The sequence below is a fragment of the Streptomyces malachitofuscus genome (genome assembly GCF_055571035.1).
This window is the reverse complement of sequence record NZ_JBVIGA010000005.1, coordinates 66,464-82,082: the sequence shown is the minus strand read 5'-3', so window position 1 is coordinate 82,082 and position 15,619 is coordinate 66,464. Positions and strand designations below refer to the sequence as shown.

Here is a 15,619-nt window from a genome sequence, read left to right as displayed (position 1 = left end):
CAGCCGCGGGGCCTGGGCGCCGCACCCGCCGAAAAGATCATTGACAGAGGGGAACTGAACATAGCAGTATCCAGATTGTCGGATGCGAATTGTCTGACGACTGCACGCACAAGCTCACGGGAGTATGCATGCGTCACAGGGACCACCCGGCTCCAGTTTGCTCCGTGTTATCCGAGGATGTCCGAGATGAGTCCGGGCACTCAAACGGCACGCAGCTGGTTGCTTTCCAGGGCAAGCCTTTCGAAGATCGTTTCGCACCAGCAGGATACGCCCGCCTCGAAACGGCGGAGAAGCTGATCAGAACCCCCTCCGAGTGGTATTCAGTGCAGCGCCCGTGAGGGCCCTGTGTCGCCGTTGACGTCGTGGCAGGCCGAGGGGATGAGCCTTTCTCGCCGAGCCGTCGTGGCTGCGTGATCGTTCAGGTATGTGGCTGAGGTTGAGACCAAACCCCGGCGGGGCTTGAGCGTGGCTCTGGATAGTAAATTCGCGCGCTCGCAGCCAGGGGAGACCGCGGATGACCTTGTTGAATGCCTGTATCGATGATTTCCCTGCTTACGTGTTCCTGACCGGACAGCGGAAGCCGTCTCCCACGTTCTCGTAGCCGAGGTCCATCCAGGTTGAGATGGTCGAGTCGGCCGCCTCGGCCCGCTTCGGCGCGGCGTCCAGGCCGGCGCTCCTGTCATCAGGGCTGTCCGGCTTTCGTTCAGGTACGTCAGGCCTCTCCGCTGGATCTTGCTTTCGCGAGATCACTCCTGCCGGGGGCCTTACGCCTGCCCGCACTTGAGGCTGCCCGACCCGGCTGCGCCATCCGCACGATGCGATCACGCTCGGTGAGCATCGGTTACCGGGAGGCGCTCAATTTCTGGTGCAGTCAAGCCTGCCCACAGCGGTTCGGTGGGTGGACGCGGATCCTGTAGTTGAAAATTCTATGAAAGGACTCAGCAATAGTGTCGTTACAGAGCATGCCGACTCCCGGCAGCGATGTCGGCGCCATCATCAGGAACGCACGGAACGAAAGTGGGCTCAGTCAGCGCGTCGTGGCGCACAGAGCCGGAATCAGTCTCAGAGCGCTCCGCGAGATCGAGCAGGGCAGAGTCCGCTCGCCGAGAAAGAGTTCGCTACGGGGGCTGATGGAGGTGCTCGGCCTGGCGGATCATCCTGACCTGGCCAGTGACCCCATGCCTGTGCGGAGCGAATCGCATGCGGAGGGCGAGCCTCTGGTTCTTCGTGTTCTGGGCAGCCTCTCCGCTTTCCGTGGTCAGGCCAGAATCCCGCTGGGAACCCCAAAGCAACAGGCGCTGCTGGGTCTGCTCGCACTACGCGCCAATGAAACGGCCGAGCGCGACGAGATCGTCAATTTCCTGTGGGGCGACGACATACCGGACTCCTTCGATCAGCTGGTCCACACATATGTGTACCGAATACGGTTGATTCTGAAGGCTCATGACTCCGCCCAGGACGGTGGCATGGCGCTACTGCGCCGGGCCTCTGGGTACGAGCTTCAGATCAACGATGACCAGCTGGATCTGCTCGGGTTTCGGAGTTTGAGCGCGAAGGCGCAGCAGGCTCGGAACGCCAACGACGGAATGAGGGAATTTTCCCTGCTGGGTGACATGTTGTCGCTGTGGCGGGGGAATGTACTCGAGGGGGCGTCGCCGAGTTTATGTTCTCATCCGGTGGCCATTAATTCCTCCGCTCAGCGGATCGGCTCCGCCTTGCGTTTTGCCGAGCTCGGAATTTCGCTGGAGGAGTACGGGGAAGTCATAGACAAGATAGGCCCAGTCGCACTGGGCAGCCCTTTACATGAGGGACTCCACGCCAGTCTCATCACGGCACTTGCAGGAGCAGGTCAGCGAGCGGAGGCGCTTGAGCTGTTCACTACGATCGACATGAGGCTGCGCAGGCAGAGTGGTATTGGAGCGGGAGCCCAGCTCCGCGAAGCGCAGGATTCCATACTGGGCGCCGACAGCGATCCCGGTGTTACAGCACCGCCGGTGCCCGATCTGACGCTCGCGGACATATCTCGGCTTCCTTATGCAGCCGGTACCTTTGTGGACCGCCCCGAGTTGCATCGAACAGTGGAGTGCCTGTCACGTAGCGGGGGAGCAGGCGGGCCCGAGGCGTCGTCCGCGTCCGTCGTTGCTCTCTACGGGCCGGCCGGTGCGGGGAAGTCTGCTACCGCTACACGGGCGGTGAGTTTCCTGCGGCTGCACTTCCGCGACGGTGTCTTCCGGGCGGAGATGGCATCGGGGAGCCCGGAGGAGATCCACGTTCTGCTTGACAGTTTCTTGAGGACGATGGGCGTCCCGGCGCGTGCGGTCCCGATCGGTGGCAGCGAGCGTGTGGAGATGTACCAGGCTCTCCTCCGGAAGCGCCGTGTCCTGGTGGTCCTCGACAATGTGACCGACGAGCAGTCCATTCGCCCGCTGCTGCCTTCCGGGACGACGAGCGCGCTCCTGGTCACGAGCCGAACCCCGTTGTCAGTTCTGGGGGACGGAGTCCGCCACATCAGAATCCCGACCCTCCGAAGGCGCCAGTCGCTGGAACTACTGGCCAATCTCATCGGTGAGGCCAGGGTGTTGCAGGAACGCGAAGCCGCGAACCGGCTGGCACTACTCTGCGGTGATCTGCCCTTGGCGGTGCGCATCGCCGGACTGCGTCTGGCTGCGAGGCCGAGCTGGGAAATAGCCAGCTTTGCGGAGCACCTGAGCAATGAGGAGCGCCGACTGCCGGAACTCGCTCTCGGTGACGTGCGCGTCCGGGACCGGCTCGATTCGGTGTTGCTGTCGCTCGCCCCACGTCTGCGGCAGGCACTGCAGGAACTTGCCGAGGAAACCGTCCCCTTCACGCTGACGAGGGCTGCCGACCGGCTGCAGTGTCCAACCCGGGAAGCGCAAGACCTGCTGGAGACCCTCGTCAACGAACAGGTGCTCGAACGCCTACCCGGGCGGGGCAGCGAGTACTCGTTTCTTCCCTTGACTCGTGTCCATTTAAGGGCACATCGGCCCGCGCACGCGCCTCCCAAGGTGAACAGCAGGCCCCGCCAGCGCAGATCACATATGCGCTATGCGTTTGTCGGACCCGGACAGGGTGGCACTGAGCTTGATCCCTGACCTTTCCGCTGTTTCAAGCGGGCGTTTTCCGTGAGGGCCCGGCCCGTGTCACGAAAAGTGTGAGGTCGGCTCGAGGTGCCCTGCTGCCATCGGGGGGCGCCCGAGTCGCGCCCCCCGAGCCAGGCCGACAGGTGGGATGACTGCGCGTTGAAGTCCAGGCCGACAGCGCACGGCGCCGGCTCATTCCGGCAGGACAAAGCCGGATTCATACGCGGTGATGACCGCCTGCGTGCGGTCCCGCACGCCCAACTTGGCCAGCATGGAACGGACATGAGACTTGACTGTCTCGGTACTCACCACCAACTCGACGGCGATCTCCGCGTTCGACAACCCTCGCGCCATCAGCCTCAACACCGTCGACTCGCGTTCGGTGAGTGCCGCGCGCTCCATCTTCGAACGGGTGTCAGGGTTGCCGTATCGGGCGGCCAGTGACCGCATTGAAGCGGGGAACAACAGGGAATCACCGCCCACCACGACGCGTACGGCATGAACGATCTCGGCCGGCCGTGACCGCTTCAGCAGGAACCCGTCGGCGCCTGCCTGCAGCGCCTGATAGACGTACTCGTCATTCTCGAAGGTCGTCACTACCAGAATCTTGGGAGACGGGTCCACACTGCGCAGCACCTGCCGCGTGGCCTCGATCCCGTCCAGCAACGGCATCCGCACGTCCATGGCCACCACATCGGGACGCAGCTGTCGCACCAGCGGCACCACGGCCGCCCCGTCGCCCGCCTCGCCCACCACGTCGATGTCGGGCTGTGCTTCGAGTACGGCGCGCAAACCGGCGCGTACGAGGGGTTCGTCGTCAGCGAGAAGCACAGTGATCGACATCCGGCAAGAGTAGGTCATCCGATGGGCAGCCGCACCATGAGCCGCCACTCGCCTTCGTCAGCCGCCGCGTGAACCTTTCCGCCCAGCAGGGCGACGCGCTCCCGGATTCCCTGCAGCCCGGACCCCGATCCTGGCTGCGCGTCGCCCAAGGGGTTCTTCAGATCGAGTTCGAGCTGCCTGTCCGTCACGGCGATACGGACCCGTACCGGCCGGTTCTCCGCATGGCGCAGGGCGTTGGTGAGGCCTTCCTGGAGGATCCGGTAGCCCTCTCGGGAGACCGGGCCGGGAAGTCGGCCGACCGGCCCCAGAATCTCGGCGTGCACCTCGGTGCCCGTGGCGCGAGCCGACTCCAGGAGCTTCTCCGCCTCATCGAGCAGTGGCCGTGAGGCTGCAGTCTGGCCCTGCTCTCGCAACCCCCGCAACACCCGGTCCAGGTCCTCCAGCGCCGTCCGACCGGTCTCCTCGATGGCCGACAACGCCCGGGCCGTGAAGTCGGGATGCCCGGCCGACTGCGCCGCCCCGGCCTGCACCACCACGATGGTCAGCGCATGGCCGATGGAGTCGTGAAGCTCACGAGCGACGCGGTTGCCTTCCATCAGGCGCTCGGTGAGTTCTTCCAGCGCGGCCATGCGTTCGGCCGGAGATGGACCGAGCAGCCGTCCGGCGGCCACTGCCATCAAGGAGCCGGCACCGCACACCACGGCGAACAGGACGATCAGGGGCAGCGGGACGAGCAGTGCGTAGACCCAGGCGGGGCCGCTGAACGGTACCAAGAGGTCCGCCCCGTTGTGCTGGCCGCTCGCTCCGCCGACCAGGGCGAGACAGGACTCGACGCACTCAGCCGTCACGAGGGCGACGGCGCAGCCCACTTCGAGCCTGAGTACCAGCCACAGGGCCGTGCGCATCCGGTCGCGCCAGGATGCCGACGGCTGTGCGGCAATGCCGATCTTGCCGCGGTTGTCGTCCTTGACGCGGGCGTGCGGACCGGGTACCAGCATGATCCGGGCCTGTACGTCCTCGATCTGTCGCACGGAGGGAATGAGGGCCGCTGTCAGCAGGAGCGGGACGGGGACCAGCGGCACCAGTGCCCAATCCCTCGCGGACATTCCGTCATTGATCCCCGGCCAAAGGATGGCACAGACCAGGGCGGCCACAGCACCCACGAGCATGTGCAGCCAACGGGTGTAGGTGACTGCACGGGTAAGTGGATGAAAGAGCCACGCCATAGGGGCATCGTGCCAGAGCACACGCGCCGCGGACGTCGATCGTGAGGGTTCTCTCGCGAAAGGGGGAAATCTCCCTCCAGCGAGGGAGGAGAAGCCCACCCGGGAGGGATGTGGCGCTGCCGGGACCAGTGCAGGCTCGTTTCCATGACCGGTATCGAAGTCCTTGAACTCACCAAGGAGTACGGCGCCTTCCGGGCCGTCGACCATCTGACATTCATGGTCCGCCCCGGGCAGGTCACCGGATTCCTGGGGCCCAACGGAGCGGGAAAGTCGACCACCCTGCGGCTCGTTCTCGGCCTCGGCCGTCCGACTTCCGGATCGGCACTGATCGGCGGGAAGGCATTCACGACTCTGAAAGAGCCGATGCGTCAGGTGGGTGCGCTGCTCGACGCGCAATCCGCCCATGGATCGCGCATTGCACGTGACCACCTGCTGGCGCTCGCGCTGAGCAATCGCATCGAGACCCGGCGCGTGGACGAGGTCCTGGAGGAAGTGGGTCTTTCGCACGTCGCCAAACGACGCATCGGTACCTATTCGCTCGGTATGCGGCAGCGTCTCGGCATCGCCGCGGCACTGCTCGGCGATCCCGAGGTGCTGATTCTCGACGAGCCGTCGAACGGCCTGGACCCCGAAGGAATTGTCTGGATCCGTGCTCTGATGCGACGGCTCGCTCGCGAGGGGCGCACCGTCCTGGTCTCCAGCCATCTGATGAACGAGACCGCATCCTTCGCAGATCACCTGGTCGTCCTCGACCGGGGACGCCTGCTCGCGGACGCCGCGATGCAGGACTTCATCCGCGCGCATGTGACGCCGAGCGTGCGGGTGCGCACCTCGGACGAGGCTCTTCTTCGCTCCGTACTCGCCGAGAACGGATACGAGCCGGTGCCGGACAACAACGGGGGCTGGACCGTCCACGACGCACGCCTCGAGGACATCGGGCCCATCACCGCGGGGGCCGGCGTCCCCGTCCTTGAACTCTCGTCCCAGGAGGCAACGTTGGAAGCGGCGTACTTCGCGTTGATCGCGAACGAGGCAGGCCGCGCCTCGTACGAGACCCCGGTCGCATCCGCGCAGGGAGCCCGATGATGGCGTTCTCCCCGGTGTTCCACTCCGAGTGGGTCAAGATCAGGTCGCTGCGCGGCACCCTGGGTTCGCTGATCGCCGTGTTCGGGCTCACACTGGCCCTTTCCGCGCTGGTCTTCGCGACCATCGGCCAGTCCGAGGCGGACAGTCCCGACTTCGACCCGGTGTTCATGGCTTTCTACGCGCTCAACTTCGGCCAGATCGCGGCCATCTACTTCGGCACCGCCGCGTTCTCCTCCGAGTACCGGAACAGGGCCCTGCAGGTCTCGCTCTCCGCGGTGCCGAACCGGGACCAGTTCTACTGGGCCAAGATGGCGAGCATCGGTTTGCCGGTGCTGGTCGTGGGACTGGTCACCAGCTTCTCCGCCTTCCTGACGAGCCAGGCCTTCATGGGGGAGTACGCCATCGGCCTGGGTGAGCCGGGCGCCCTGCGCGCGTGCGTCGGCGCCGGCGTCTATCTGGCTCTGATGACGCTGTTCGCGGCCGGGCTGACCGCCGTACTGCGCAGCGGGCTGATCGCGCTCAGCATCATCATCCCGTTCATGCTGGTCGTGTCCTTCGTCGTCGGCGACCTGTCGGCCGGGATCGCCGAGTACCTGCCGGACCGCGCGGGGCAGCAGGTACTCCGGCAGAACACCGAGGGAGGCCTCGCTCCCTGGACCGGGCTCGCCGTCACGGCGGCGTGGGCGGCAGCGTCCGTGCTGGCCGGGTGGTGGTGCGTGCGTCGGCGCGATGTCTGACCCGAGTCGGTGGAGCGGCCGCCCGCTCCACCGACCGCCCGGAGGGAACGGCGGATCACCGGGGCAGTGAGATGCCCCGCCCGGCCTCGATCGCGCGGGCGTGGACCGCCGCGGCGAGGGCGATGTCGTGAACCCCCATGCCGAACGGGTTGACCACGGTGCGGTCGTGCTCGCCGACGGGCAGGGGGACGGAGCCGCTGAACAGGCCGGGAAGATCCGCGTCGACGGCCCTGCCGCCGCTGGGTGCGGGCTCGCCCGGTCCACTGACCAGGTCGGCCCGCGCGAGGACGCCCAGGAGCCGGTGCTCGTCGGCGGCCACCAGGTCCCAGTCGTCGACGAAGAGGTGCTCACAGCCCAGCAGCAGACTCTTGGCCGCGTCGTCGAGGGAGACGTTGACGAAGATCCCCCCGGCGGGCAGCCAGTCGAGTTCCACGTAGGGCTTGGTCGTCGTGGTCACCGCGATCGTCAGCCGAGCGCGCTCGACCGCGTCCTTGGCATGGTCCACCACGGTCACGGCGGCCTGCGGGTCCTCCGCCCGGACGGCGTCGGCGAACTCCTCGGCGCGGATGCGCTCGCGGTCGTACGCGAAGACCTCGCCCACACCGGGAAAGAGCGAGGTCAGCAGTTCGTGGTGCACTCTGGCCTGCAGGCCGCACCCGAGGAAGGCCACGTTCTCGACCCCCTCCCGCCCCCGGATGGCGCGTACCGCGGCCATCGACACCCCGGCGGTCCGCAGCGCGCTGATGCGTCCGCCTTCCATGACGCACACCGGCTGCGCCGTCTCGGGATCGTTGAGGACGATCAGGCCCGCCGCACGCGGCAGCCCGTACCGGTGGTTGCCGAGCGACGCGTTGATGATTTTGCAGCCGTAGCCGTCGCCGGACCAGGCGGGAAGAATGAGGCTGCGGGCGGAGTCCCCCGCCGTCGTCGTCCAGCGGAGGGCGGCCTCGGGGGTCACGCCGGCCTCACCCCGGCGGACCGCCAGCAGTGTCTCCTGGACGAGGTCGATGACCGGAAGGTCCGCGCACAGCCGCGCGACCTCGGCGCTGTCGAGGTAGCGGATCGGTGCGGAGGGCGTTGTGGTCATACGTGGGCTCGCTCTCTCGGCAGGGTCTCGTCGGGTTGTGCGAGGTCCAGAAGGTCCAGAGCCTCGGCGATGTTCTCGTCCGCCCTGCCGGGCCCGGCAGGCCCCGCGGTGCGCAGCTGTGTGTACTTCTCCGCGCTGTCGGGGCACACGCAGACGAGTTCCCGTGCCGTCGGATCGCCGACGGCCCGCAGAACCGAGGCGAGCACCACGGCTCCCGCGCTGCCGCCCAGGGATATTCCGCTCCGCTTCCGGATCCGGGCACAGGCCTCGGCGGCGTCGGCGTCCCGGAGACGGACCACGTCGTCCCAGTGGTGCCGTTCGATGAACTCGGATCGCCGTCCGGAACCGAACCCGGCCAGCTTGAACGGGCGGTCGGCCGCGGTCCCGCCCAGAGCGGCCGAGCCGACGGCGTCGACCGCGATGATCCTGGTGGCCGCCAGATGCCTGCGGAAGTACCGGGAGATCCCGGCGAGCGTCCCGCCGGTCGACACGGCGACCGCCACCGTGTCCCAGCCCTCCTCGGGCGCGGCCCTGGCCAGCTCGGGTGCTGTCTGCGACTCGTGCACACCGGGGTTGGCCGGGTTCGTGTACTGGTTGGTCCATACGGCCGTGGGGTCCTGGGCGAGGATCTCCTCGACCAGGGCCAGTCGCGCGTCGATCGTTCTGCCTCCCGAGACCTCCGGGGCGGTGATCACCTCAGCCCCGTAGGCCGCCATCTGATCGATGCTGCTGCGGGGGGTACTGGACTCGACGACGAGCGTGCACCGGTATCCGCGCGTGGCGCACAGTCCCGCCAGGGCCAGTCCGAGATTGCCCGACGTGGACTCGACCACCTTGCTCCCCGGCACAAGTTCGCCGCTCGCCTCGAGCGAGGCCAGCAATGCCTGTGCGGTCCGGGCCTTGATGGATCCGTAGGGATTTCCCGCCTCCAGCTTCAGCCAGAGCCTTACCGACCGGTCACTGAGCCGGATCCGCAGCGGTCTCAGAGGGGTGCTGCCGATGCGGGCCGACTCTCTCCCGCCTTCGTGAGCGGATGCGGCTTCCACCATGCCATTCAGTCCTCGGGGCTCGCGATGTGCAGCTGATTGAGTCGGGCACCATGGAGCAGTGAAATGATTCCGAGGTAAGGCGTCCGAGTGCCCACGGCCGCCACATGGAAACCCGGTGTTCACCCTACGGAAATGTGGCCCGATGTGCGGGCGATAACCGCCGGAAGTGGCCCTGTTGATTGCGGTGCAGGACCAGCATCCCGTGGTACGGCAATTTTGCTCCGGGTCTATGTGTTCCATCGTCACTGTCTGCCGATACCGGCAGAGTTACTCTACGCGCAGTGCACCGGCCCGCCTGGAGGCAGTCTGAATTAACAACTGCCGCAAGGCTTTTGCTGATGACGCCCCACCGAACACCGGCTATGCTCCGGCAACAGAAATGGGCGAGGTCTTCGTTATCGGAGGGAGAGGCATCAGTGATACCAGCCGTGCCGGTGCGACGTACTGCGGACGCCTGGCTCAAGCGGTACCGGCCGGTACGTGCTCCGCGGCTGCGCCTGATCTGTTTTCCGCACGCCGGCGGGTCCGCCGGTGTCTTCCGGCGGTGGCCCGAGATGGTGCCACCGGACGTGGAAGTGGTCGCCGTCCAGTACCCCGGCCGGCAGGAGCGTTTCGACGAGCCGTGCACGGACGACATGACCTCGCTCGCCGACCAGATCACCGACGCGGTGACCTCGGTGCTCGAGCGGCCTGTCGCCCTCTTCGGCCACAGCATGGGAGCGGCGGTCGCCTACGAGGTGACCAGGCGTCTGGAGGCCCGCCATTTGGCCTGGCCCGTGCACCTGTTCGTCTCCGGGAGCGTGTCACCGCTGGAGCCCCGGCATCGGCGGGACCTGCATCTGCGGGACGACGAGGGCATGCTGGAGGGGCTCACGGAACTGGGTGGCATGGACGACGCGGTGCTGGAGGACCCGGAGCTGCTGCGCCTGGTGCTTCCCTGCGTCCGAGCTGATCTGCGGCTGATCGAGACCTACCGGCCGGTCCGCCTGCCCGCCGTGTCCACTCCGGTGACGGCCTACGCGGGTGACGCCGACGCCCATGTGCCGCGGGACGGGGCGGCCGCGTGGGACAACCTCACTTCCGCCGAATTCAATCTGCGCATTTTCCCGGGTGGGCACTTCTATCTGGTGGGTCAGGGGCGGGAAGTCGTCGGTGACGTCTGCGCGCGTCTGGCCCTGCGGTAGTTCGCCACGAGAGACAGGGGTCTCATAGTGCACGACGACGGTGAAGAGACAGCGATCCGAACGCGCAAGATCATGGTCGATGTCCTGGGCCTTCGCCTGAATCCAGAAGACATCCGCGACGATATGTCGCTCTATTCGCCACGGATTCAGCTCGACTCCCTCAGTATGCTTCAGTTGCTGCTCGCCGTGGAGGGCGAGTTCGATGTGCAACTGGATGACGAGGATGTCATGGAGGCCGACCTCCGAACGGTCGGAGATCTCATGCAGCTGCTTCGCCGAAGCATTCGTGACAAGTCGCCCGAGGGTTCCGCATGAAGGCGCAACGGAATCGGTTCCTGCTGGACGAGAGTGATACCCCGACCCACTGGTACAACATCCTCGCGGATGTCGATGTCCAGGAATCCGATGTACGCCGGCTCCGTCCCGTCGGGGAGTCGGAGGAACCCCGTTCGAACGGGATGGCGCTCAATCTTCCGCTGTCCATGTACCGGGGCAGCGTCGGACGTGAACGCTTCGTCCGGATTCCCGACGAGGTGCGCGAGCAGTATCAGCGCTGGCGCCCGACGCCTCTGGTGCGCGCCCACCGGCTCGAACAGGCCCTGGACACGCCCGCTCACATCTACTACAAGTACGAGGGCGCCAACGCGTCGGGCAGCCACAAGCTGAACACCGCCGTTGCGCAGGCCTACTTCTACCGCAAGGCCGGAGTGGAGGAACTGTCCACCGGTTCCGGCGCCGGGCAGTGGGGCACGGCTCTGTCCATGGCCTGCCAGATGTACGGTCTGGCCCTCACCGTGTTCATGGTCCGCGTCAGCCACGACCAGAAGCCCTACCGGCGGGTGCTGATGGAGCTGCACGGGGCCCGCGTGCTCGCCAGCCCCAGTGCGACCACCGAGGCCGGAAAAGAACTCCTCGCCGAGCGGCCGGACAGCCACGGAAGCCTGGCCATCGCCAACGCCGAGGCACTGGAGTACGCCCGAACCGTACCCAGCGGACGCTTCGCGGTGGGAAGCGGCGAGAACCATGTGCTGCTCCATCAGACCGTGATCGGTGAGGAGGCACTGCTCCAGATGAAGCGCGCCGGGGAGTTCCCCGACGTCGTCATCGGCGCCATGGGGGCAGGGAGCAACTTCGCGGGCCTGGCCTTCCCGTTCCACCGGGAGAAGCTGCGCGAGGGAACACACACCAGATTGGTGGCCGTCGAACCCGAGGCGTGCCCCAAGATGACGCGTGGGCGCTACGCCTGGGACTACAACGACCTTTCCGGCAGCACCCCCATGACGAAGATGTACACCCTCGGCCACACCTTCGCCGCGCCAGGAGTGCACGCGGGCGGACTTCGCTACCACGGGGCGGCACCCCTGGTCAGCGCCCTGTACGACCGTGGACTCCTGGAGGCGGTCAGCTACGGGCAGAAGGCCGTGTTCGAAGCAGGCGCCCTGTTCGCGCGTACCGAGCAGGTGATCCCGGCACCCGAGTCCGCCCACGCGGTCCGGTGCGCGATCGACGAGGCGGTCAAGGCCCGCGCCGAGCGCAGGAACACGGTCATCCTGCTCAATGTCAGCGGGCACGGGCTCCTGGACCTCTCCGCGTACCAGCAGTTCCTGGCGGGGGACCTGGAGGACCACGCGGTCTCCGACGAACAGATCGCCGCCTCGTTGGCGGCGCTGCCGGACCAGGCGCCGGCGGGGGTGTCCTCGTGAACCTCGACTGGACGCGGGAACAGGCCGAGCTGCACGAGGACATGCGGCTTCTGGGCGCCACCGAACTGGGTCAGGACCTGGAGGAACGGGACAGGGCCCAGCGCCTTCAGGAGGGCGACTGGAAACGCTGCGCGGACGCCGGCGTGCTCGCTCTCCCCCTGCCCAAGGAGTACGGCGGCGCCGAGCGGGACGCGCTGACCTGCGCCATCGCCATGGAAGGGCTCGGCGCCGGCTGCCCCGACAACGGTCTGCTGATCAGTCTGGGCGCCCATCTGTGGGCGGTCGCGCTTCCCCTCATGGTGTTCGGCACGGACGAACAGAAGCGGCGTTATCTGACCGGGCTCGGTGACGGCTCCCTGATCGGCGCTCACGCGATCACGGAAGCGGGGTCCGGCTCCGACGCCACAGCCGTGGCCATGACGGCGACCCGGGACGGTGAGCGGTACCTCCTCAACGGCAGCAAACGGTTCATCACCAACGCTCCGATCGCCGATGTCTTCGTCGTTCACGCCACGGTCGACCTCGAGCTCGGTTTCACCGGCGTCACCGCGTTCCTCGTGGAACGGGACCAGCCGGGGGTGTCGGTGGACACGCGGTTCGAGAAGTCCGGGCTGCGTACCTCACCATGGGGTGAACTCACTCTGGAGAACTGCTCGGTTCCGGTCTCCAGACGGCTGGGTGCCGAGAAACAGGGCTCGCGGATACTGGCCACCACGATGGCCTGGGAGCGGGCCCTGATCCTCGCTCCCCTGCTGGGCACCATGCGGCGCCAGATCGACGAGTGCATCGAGTACGCGCACAGCCGCACACAGTTCGGCCAGCCGATCGGCCGCTTCCAGTCCGTGTCGAACCGCATCGTGGACATGTGGGTACGCCTGGAGCAGGCCCGGCTGCTGACTTACCAGGCCGGCTGGGACCTCGCCAAATCCGGGTCGTCCCGCTATGCCGAGGCTGCCCAGATGCAGGTCAGTGAGGCAGCCGTGGCCACCTTCCAGGACGCGATGCAGGTGTTCGGCGCACTCGGCTACACCAAGGAGCGGGACGCGGAGAGGAACCTGCGCGACGCTCTCGGCGTCCGTATCTCCTCCGGGACCACGGACGTCCAACGCCTCGTGATGGCCGAACGACTGGGCATCACCAGGCGCGCGGGACGACCCGGGACAGGGACGGGAGGCCGGGCCGTTGCCCACGCTCGCTGACCAGCTGGCACACACGGCGGCGACTCGGCCCACGGCCGAGGCGGTACGTCTTGGGGGCACCTCGATCGACTACGCCGAACTGGACCGGGCCAGCGGCGCGCTGGCCCGCACCCTGAGCGAGGCCGGTCTGCGCCCCGGTCACCGGGCTGCCGTGTGGCTGGACAAGTCGATCGAGGCCGTTGTCGCGATCCACGCGATACTCAAGGCCGGTGCCGCCTACGTGCCGGTGGACCCCATGGCTCCGCCCGTCCGGGTCGGTTACATGCTGACGGACTGCGCGGCGGCCTGCCTGATCACCGACATGGACCGGCTGCGCCTGCTCCACGAGGACGGCGTGGGCGCGGTGAGCGGTCTCACGGCCGCAGTCGTGGTCGGTGAGCCGTACGAGGAGCCGGCGGCCGGGCCCGGCACCCGATGGACCAGCTGGGACAAGGCCGTCGCCGGGACCGTGTCTCCCGGCGAGCGCTCGCCCGACGTGGCGCCCACCGATCTCGCCTACGTGCTCTACACGTCGGGATCGACCGGTGTCCCCAAGGGCGTCATGCTGTCCCACCGCAACGCGACCGCTTTCGTCGACTGGGCCGCCGCGGAGTTCGGTGTCGGCCCGGAGGACCGGATCGCCTCGCACGCACCCCTGCACTTCGACCTGTCGGTCTTCGACGTGTTCGCCGCGGCACGCACCGGGGCCTGTCTCGTCCTGGTCCCGGAGAGCAAGCGAGCGTCCGGGGCGGCGCTGAACCGCCTGGTGGCCGAGGAGCGGATCAGCGTCTGGTACTCGGTCCCCGGTGCGCTGGTCCGGATGCTCGACGCGAAGAACCACGCCCTGCTGGGATCGTCCGCGCTGCGTACCGTGCTCTTCGCGGGTGAGGTCTTCCCCGTCAAGCATCTGCGACGGCTGAGCGAGGCGATCCCGGGCGTACACCTGTGCAACCTGTACGGACCCACGGAGACGAACGTCTGCACCTTCCACCGCGTCACCGACGAGGACCTGACCCCCGAGCGGACGACACCGCCTCCCATCGGGCGGCCCTGCCCGTACGCGTCGGCGCACCTCGTCGACGAGGACGGGCGGCCGGTCCCGCTCGCCCCCGGAGCGGAAGGCGAGCTGTGCATCGGCGGCGACTCGGTGATGCTCGGCTACTGGGGCGCACCGGCGGACCCGAACCCGGTGGGGAGCGCGCCCGTCCACCGGACGGGAGACATCGTCCGGTTCGACCCGGACCGCGGATACGTCTTCCTCGGCCGTCGCGACCACATGGTGAAGGTCCGTGGCTACCGGATCGAGCTGGAGGACGTCGAGGCGGCGCTTTTGAAGTACGAGGCCGTGCACGAGGCCGCCTGCGTCGTGGCGGGCGCCGGTGACGACGAGACACGGCTGGAGGCATACGTCGTGCCCGCGGACGGCGCCCCCGCCTCGCCCGCGGAGCTGCGCCGGCACTGCCTGGCGGTACTGCCGCGCTACATGGTCCCGGCCGACTTCCATCTGGTGGACGCGCTGCCGCGGACGTCCACGGGCAAGACCGACCGCAGGGCCCTCACCGCCGCGGCCGGCACCGGCAAGGGGGTGTCGTGCCCGCCCGCGTCCTGACCCCTCGCTGGCACAGCCGGGCACTCGGCCGCGACAAACGGGTCAACGTCCTTCTCCCGGAGGGCTGTACGGCACAAGGGCCGCGGTATCCGGTTCTCTACCTGCTGCACGGATACGGAGCCGGCCGGGACACCTGGCTGCGGCGGACTCGCCTGCTCGACGCCCTCAAGGGCTTCCGGCTGATCGTCGTACTCCCCGAGAGCGGACGCAGATGGTTCATCAACGACCACGCGGGACTCCGGTACGAGGACTACCTGGTTCACGACCTGGTGCCCGCGGTGGACGAGCACTTCCCGACTCTGGCCGACCGCTCGGCACGGGCGATCGGAGGCTTCTCCATGGGAGGCGCGGCCGCCATGTTCCTGGCACTGCGGCACCGGGATCTGTTCGCGGCGGTCGCCTCCTACGCCGGCGCCTTCGAGGCGCCGCACCGAACCGGTGACCCGTACGCCGCCCATCGGGGAGAGCCGGACTTCGTCATGCCGACGGTGGAGAGCCACGAGCGGGTGTGGGGTCCCCCGGGCAGTGCGACGCGCCGGCGCTACGACCCGTACCAGCTGATCGAGGCGCCGGGCACGGCGGCTGTCCCCGCCTTCCACCTGGACGTCGGCACGCAGGACCACGAGCGGATGGTGCGGATGAGCCGGGCGGTGCGCGAGGCGCTGGACCGGCGTGGCTGGCACCCGGAGTACCACGAACGACCAGGTGGTCACGACTGGGAGTACGTCGAGGCCGCGTTGCCCGCGTCGCTGGAGTTCCTGTCCAGGAACCTCACCGGCGTGGCCGAGGAGGACGTCGCACCCCGCCCGTGACAAC

13 protein-coding genes are annotated in these 15,619 nt (G+C 67.6%); 9 read left to right on the top strand and 4 right to left on the bottom strand.

The features are described from left to right. The first annotated feature begins 962 nt into the window (after positions 1 to 962). The gene (locus tag ACZ44S_RS08750) at positions 963 to 3,113 is read left to right on the top strand and encodes a BTAD domain-containing putative transcriptional regulator (protein WP_466926051.1); all 2,151 of its coding nucleotides are present in this window, start codon (positions 963 to 965) and stop codon (positions 3,111 to 3,113) included. A 180-nt stretch (positions 3,114 to 3,293) separates the two neighbouring features. On the opposite strand, the gene ACZ44S_RS08745 is transcribed toward ACZ44S_RS08750, so the two are convergent. Next, positions 3,294 to 3,944 (bottom strand): response regulator transcription factor, encoded by a 651-nt coding sequence (locus ACZ44S_RS08745; protein WP_466926049.1) that lies wholly within the window; start codon positions 3,942 to 3,944, stop codon positions 3,294 to 3,296. A gap of 14 nt (positions 3,945 to 3,958) precedes the next feature. Then, positions 3,959 to 5,050: a sensor histidine kinase gene (locus tag ACZ44S_RS08740; protein WP_466926047.1), complete on the bottom strand. Its 1,092-nt coding sequence runs from the start codon at positions 5,048 to 5,050 to the stop codon at positions 3,959 to 3,961. A 264-nt stretch (positions 5,051 to 5,314) separates the two neighbouring features. Here ACZ44S_RS08740 and ACZ44S_RS08735 point away from each other — a divergent pair, with 264 nt between their 5' ends. Together ACZ44S_RS08735 and ACZ44S_RS08730 are read left to right on the top strand one after the other, a co-directional pair. Then, the gene (locus tag ACZ44S_RS08735; RefSeq protein WP_466926044.1) at positions 5,315 to 6,256 is read left to right on the top strand and encodes an ATP-binding cassette domain-containing protein; all 942 of its coding nucleotides are present in this window, start codon (positions 5,315 to 5,317) and stop codon (positions 6,254 to 6,256) included. Further along, a complete protein-coding gene (locus tag ACZ44S_RS08730) occupies positions 6,256 to 6,993 on the top strand; it encodes an ABC transporter permease (RefSeq protein WP_466926668.1) in 738 nt (245 codons plus the stop codon). Before ACZ44S_RS08735 ends, ACZ44S_RS08730 begins: the two co-directional genes overlap by 1 nt. Positions 6,994 to 7,048: 55 nt before the next feature. On the opposite strand, the gene ACZ44S_RS08725 is transcribed toward ACZ44S_RS08730, so the two are convergent. Both ACZ44S_RS08725 and ACZ44S_RS08720 read right to left on the bottom strand, forming a co-directional pair. Beyond that, positions 7,049 to 8,080 (bottom strand): ornithine cyclodeaminase, encoded by a 1,032-nt coding sequence (locus tag ACZ44S_RS08725; protein ID WP_466926042.1) that lies wholly within the window; start codon positions 8,078 to 8,080, stop codon positions 7,049 to 7,051. Then, positions 8,077 to 9,129, bottom strand: a complete 1,053-nt coding sequence (locus ACZ44S_RS08720) for a cysteine synthase family protein (RefSeq protein WP_466926040.1) — start codon at positions 9,127 to 9,129, stop codon at positions 8,077 to 8,079. Before ACZ44S_RS08720 ends, ACZ44S_RS08725 begins: the two co-directional genes overlap by 4 nt. Before the next feature lie 434 nt (positions 9,130 to 9,563). Between ACZ44S_RS08720 and ACZ44S_RS08715 the strand changes: the two genes are divergently transcribed. From ACZ44S_RS08715 to ACZ44S_RS08690, 6 genes are read left to right on the top strand one after another with little or no spacing between them, the layout of a single operon-like run. Further along, on the top strand, positions 9,564 to 10,313 hold the full coding sequence (locus ACZ44S_RS08715; protein ID WP_466926037.1) for a thioesterase II family protein: 750 nt from the start codon (positions 9,564 to 9,566) through the stop codon (positions 10,311 to 10,313). A 27-nt stretch (positions 10,314 to 10,340) separates the two neighbouring features. Then, positions 10,341 to 10,628, top strand: coding sequence for an acyl carrier protein (locus ACZ44S_RS08710; protein WP_466926035.1), 288 nt, complete (start codon positions 10,341 to 10,343; stop codon positions 10,626 to 10,628). Then, positions 10,625 to 12,016, top strand: coding sequence for a TrpB-like pyridoxal phosphate-dependent enzyme (locus tag ACZ44S_RS08705; protein ID WP_466926033.1), 1,392 nt, complete (start codon positions 10,625 to 10,627; stop codon positions 12,014 to 12,016). Before ACZ44S_RS08710 ends, ACZ44S_RS08705 begins: the two co-directional genes overlap by 4 nt. Continuing rightward, complete coding sequence (locus ACZ44S_RS08700; protein WP_466926031.1) at positions 12,013 to 13,215, top strand: acyl-CoA dehydrogenase family protein; 1,203 nt, start codon at positions 12,013 to 12,015, stop codon at positions 13,213 to 13,215. The genes ACZ44S_RS08705 and ACZ44S_RS08700 overlap by 4 nt, the downstream gene beginning before the upstream one ends. Further along, entirely contained in the window at positions 13,199 to 14,803 is a 1,605-nt protein-coding gene (locus tag ACZ44S_RS08695; RefSeq protein WP_466926030.1) for an amino acid adenylation domain-containing protein, read from the top strand. Before ACZ44S_RS08700 ends, ACZ44S_RS08695 begins: the two co-directional genes overlap by 17 nt. Then, a complete protein-coding gene (locus ACZ44S_RS08690) occupies positions 14,785 to 15,615 on the top strand; it encodes an alpha/beta hydrolase (RefSeq protein ID WP_466926028.1) in 831 nt (276 codons plus the stop codon). Before ACZ44S_RS08695 ends, ACZ44S_RS08690 begins: the two co-directional genes overlap by 19 nt. The last annotated feature ends 4 nt before the right edge of the window (positions 15,616 to 15,619 follow it).

Bases quoted from the DNA above. Each gene is read 5' to 3' on its own strand.
- ACZ44S_RS08750 (WP_466926051.1), top strand. From the start codon at position 963: ATGCCGACTCCCGGCAGCGATGTCGGCGCCATCATCAGGAACGCACGG.
- ACZ44S_RS08745 (WP_466926049.1), bottom strand. From the start codon at position 3,944: ATGTCGATCACTGTGCTTCTCGCTGACGACGAACCCCTCGTACGCGCC.
- ACZ44S_RS08740 (WP_466926047.1), bottom strand. From the start codon at position 5,050: ATGTCCGCGAGGGATTGGGCACTGGTGCCGCTGGTCCCCGTCCCGCTC.
- ACZ44S_RS08735 (WP_466926044.1), top strand. From the start codon at position 5,315: ATGACCGGTATCGAAGTCCTTGAACTCACCAAGGAGTACGGCGCCTTC.
- ACZ44S_RS08730 (WP_466926668.1), top strand. From the start codon at position 6,256: ATGGCGTTCTCCCCGGTGTTCCACTCCGAGTGGGTCAAGATCAGGTCG.
- ACZ44S_RS08725 (WP_466926042.1), bottom strand. From the start codon at position 8,080: ATGACCACAACGCCCTCCGCACCGATCCGCTACCTCGACAGCGCCGAG.
- ACZ44S_RS08720 (WP_466926040.1), bottom strand. From the start codon at position 9,129: ATGGTGGAAGCCGCATCCGCTCACGAAGGCGGGAGAGAGTCGGCCCGC.
- ACZ44S_RS08705 (WP_466926033.1), top strand. From the start codon at position 10,625: ATGAAGGCGCAACGGAATCGGTTCCTGCTGGACGAGAGTGATACCCCG.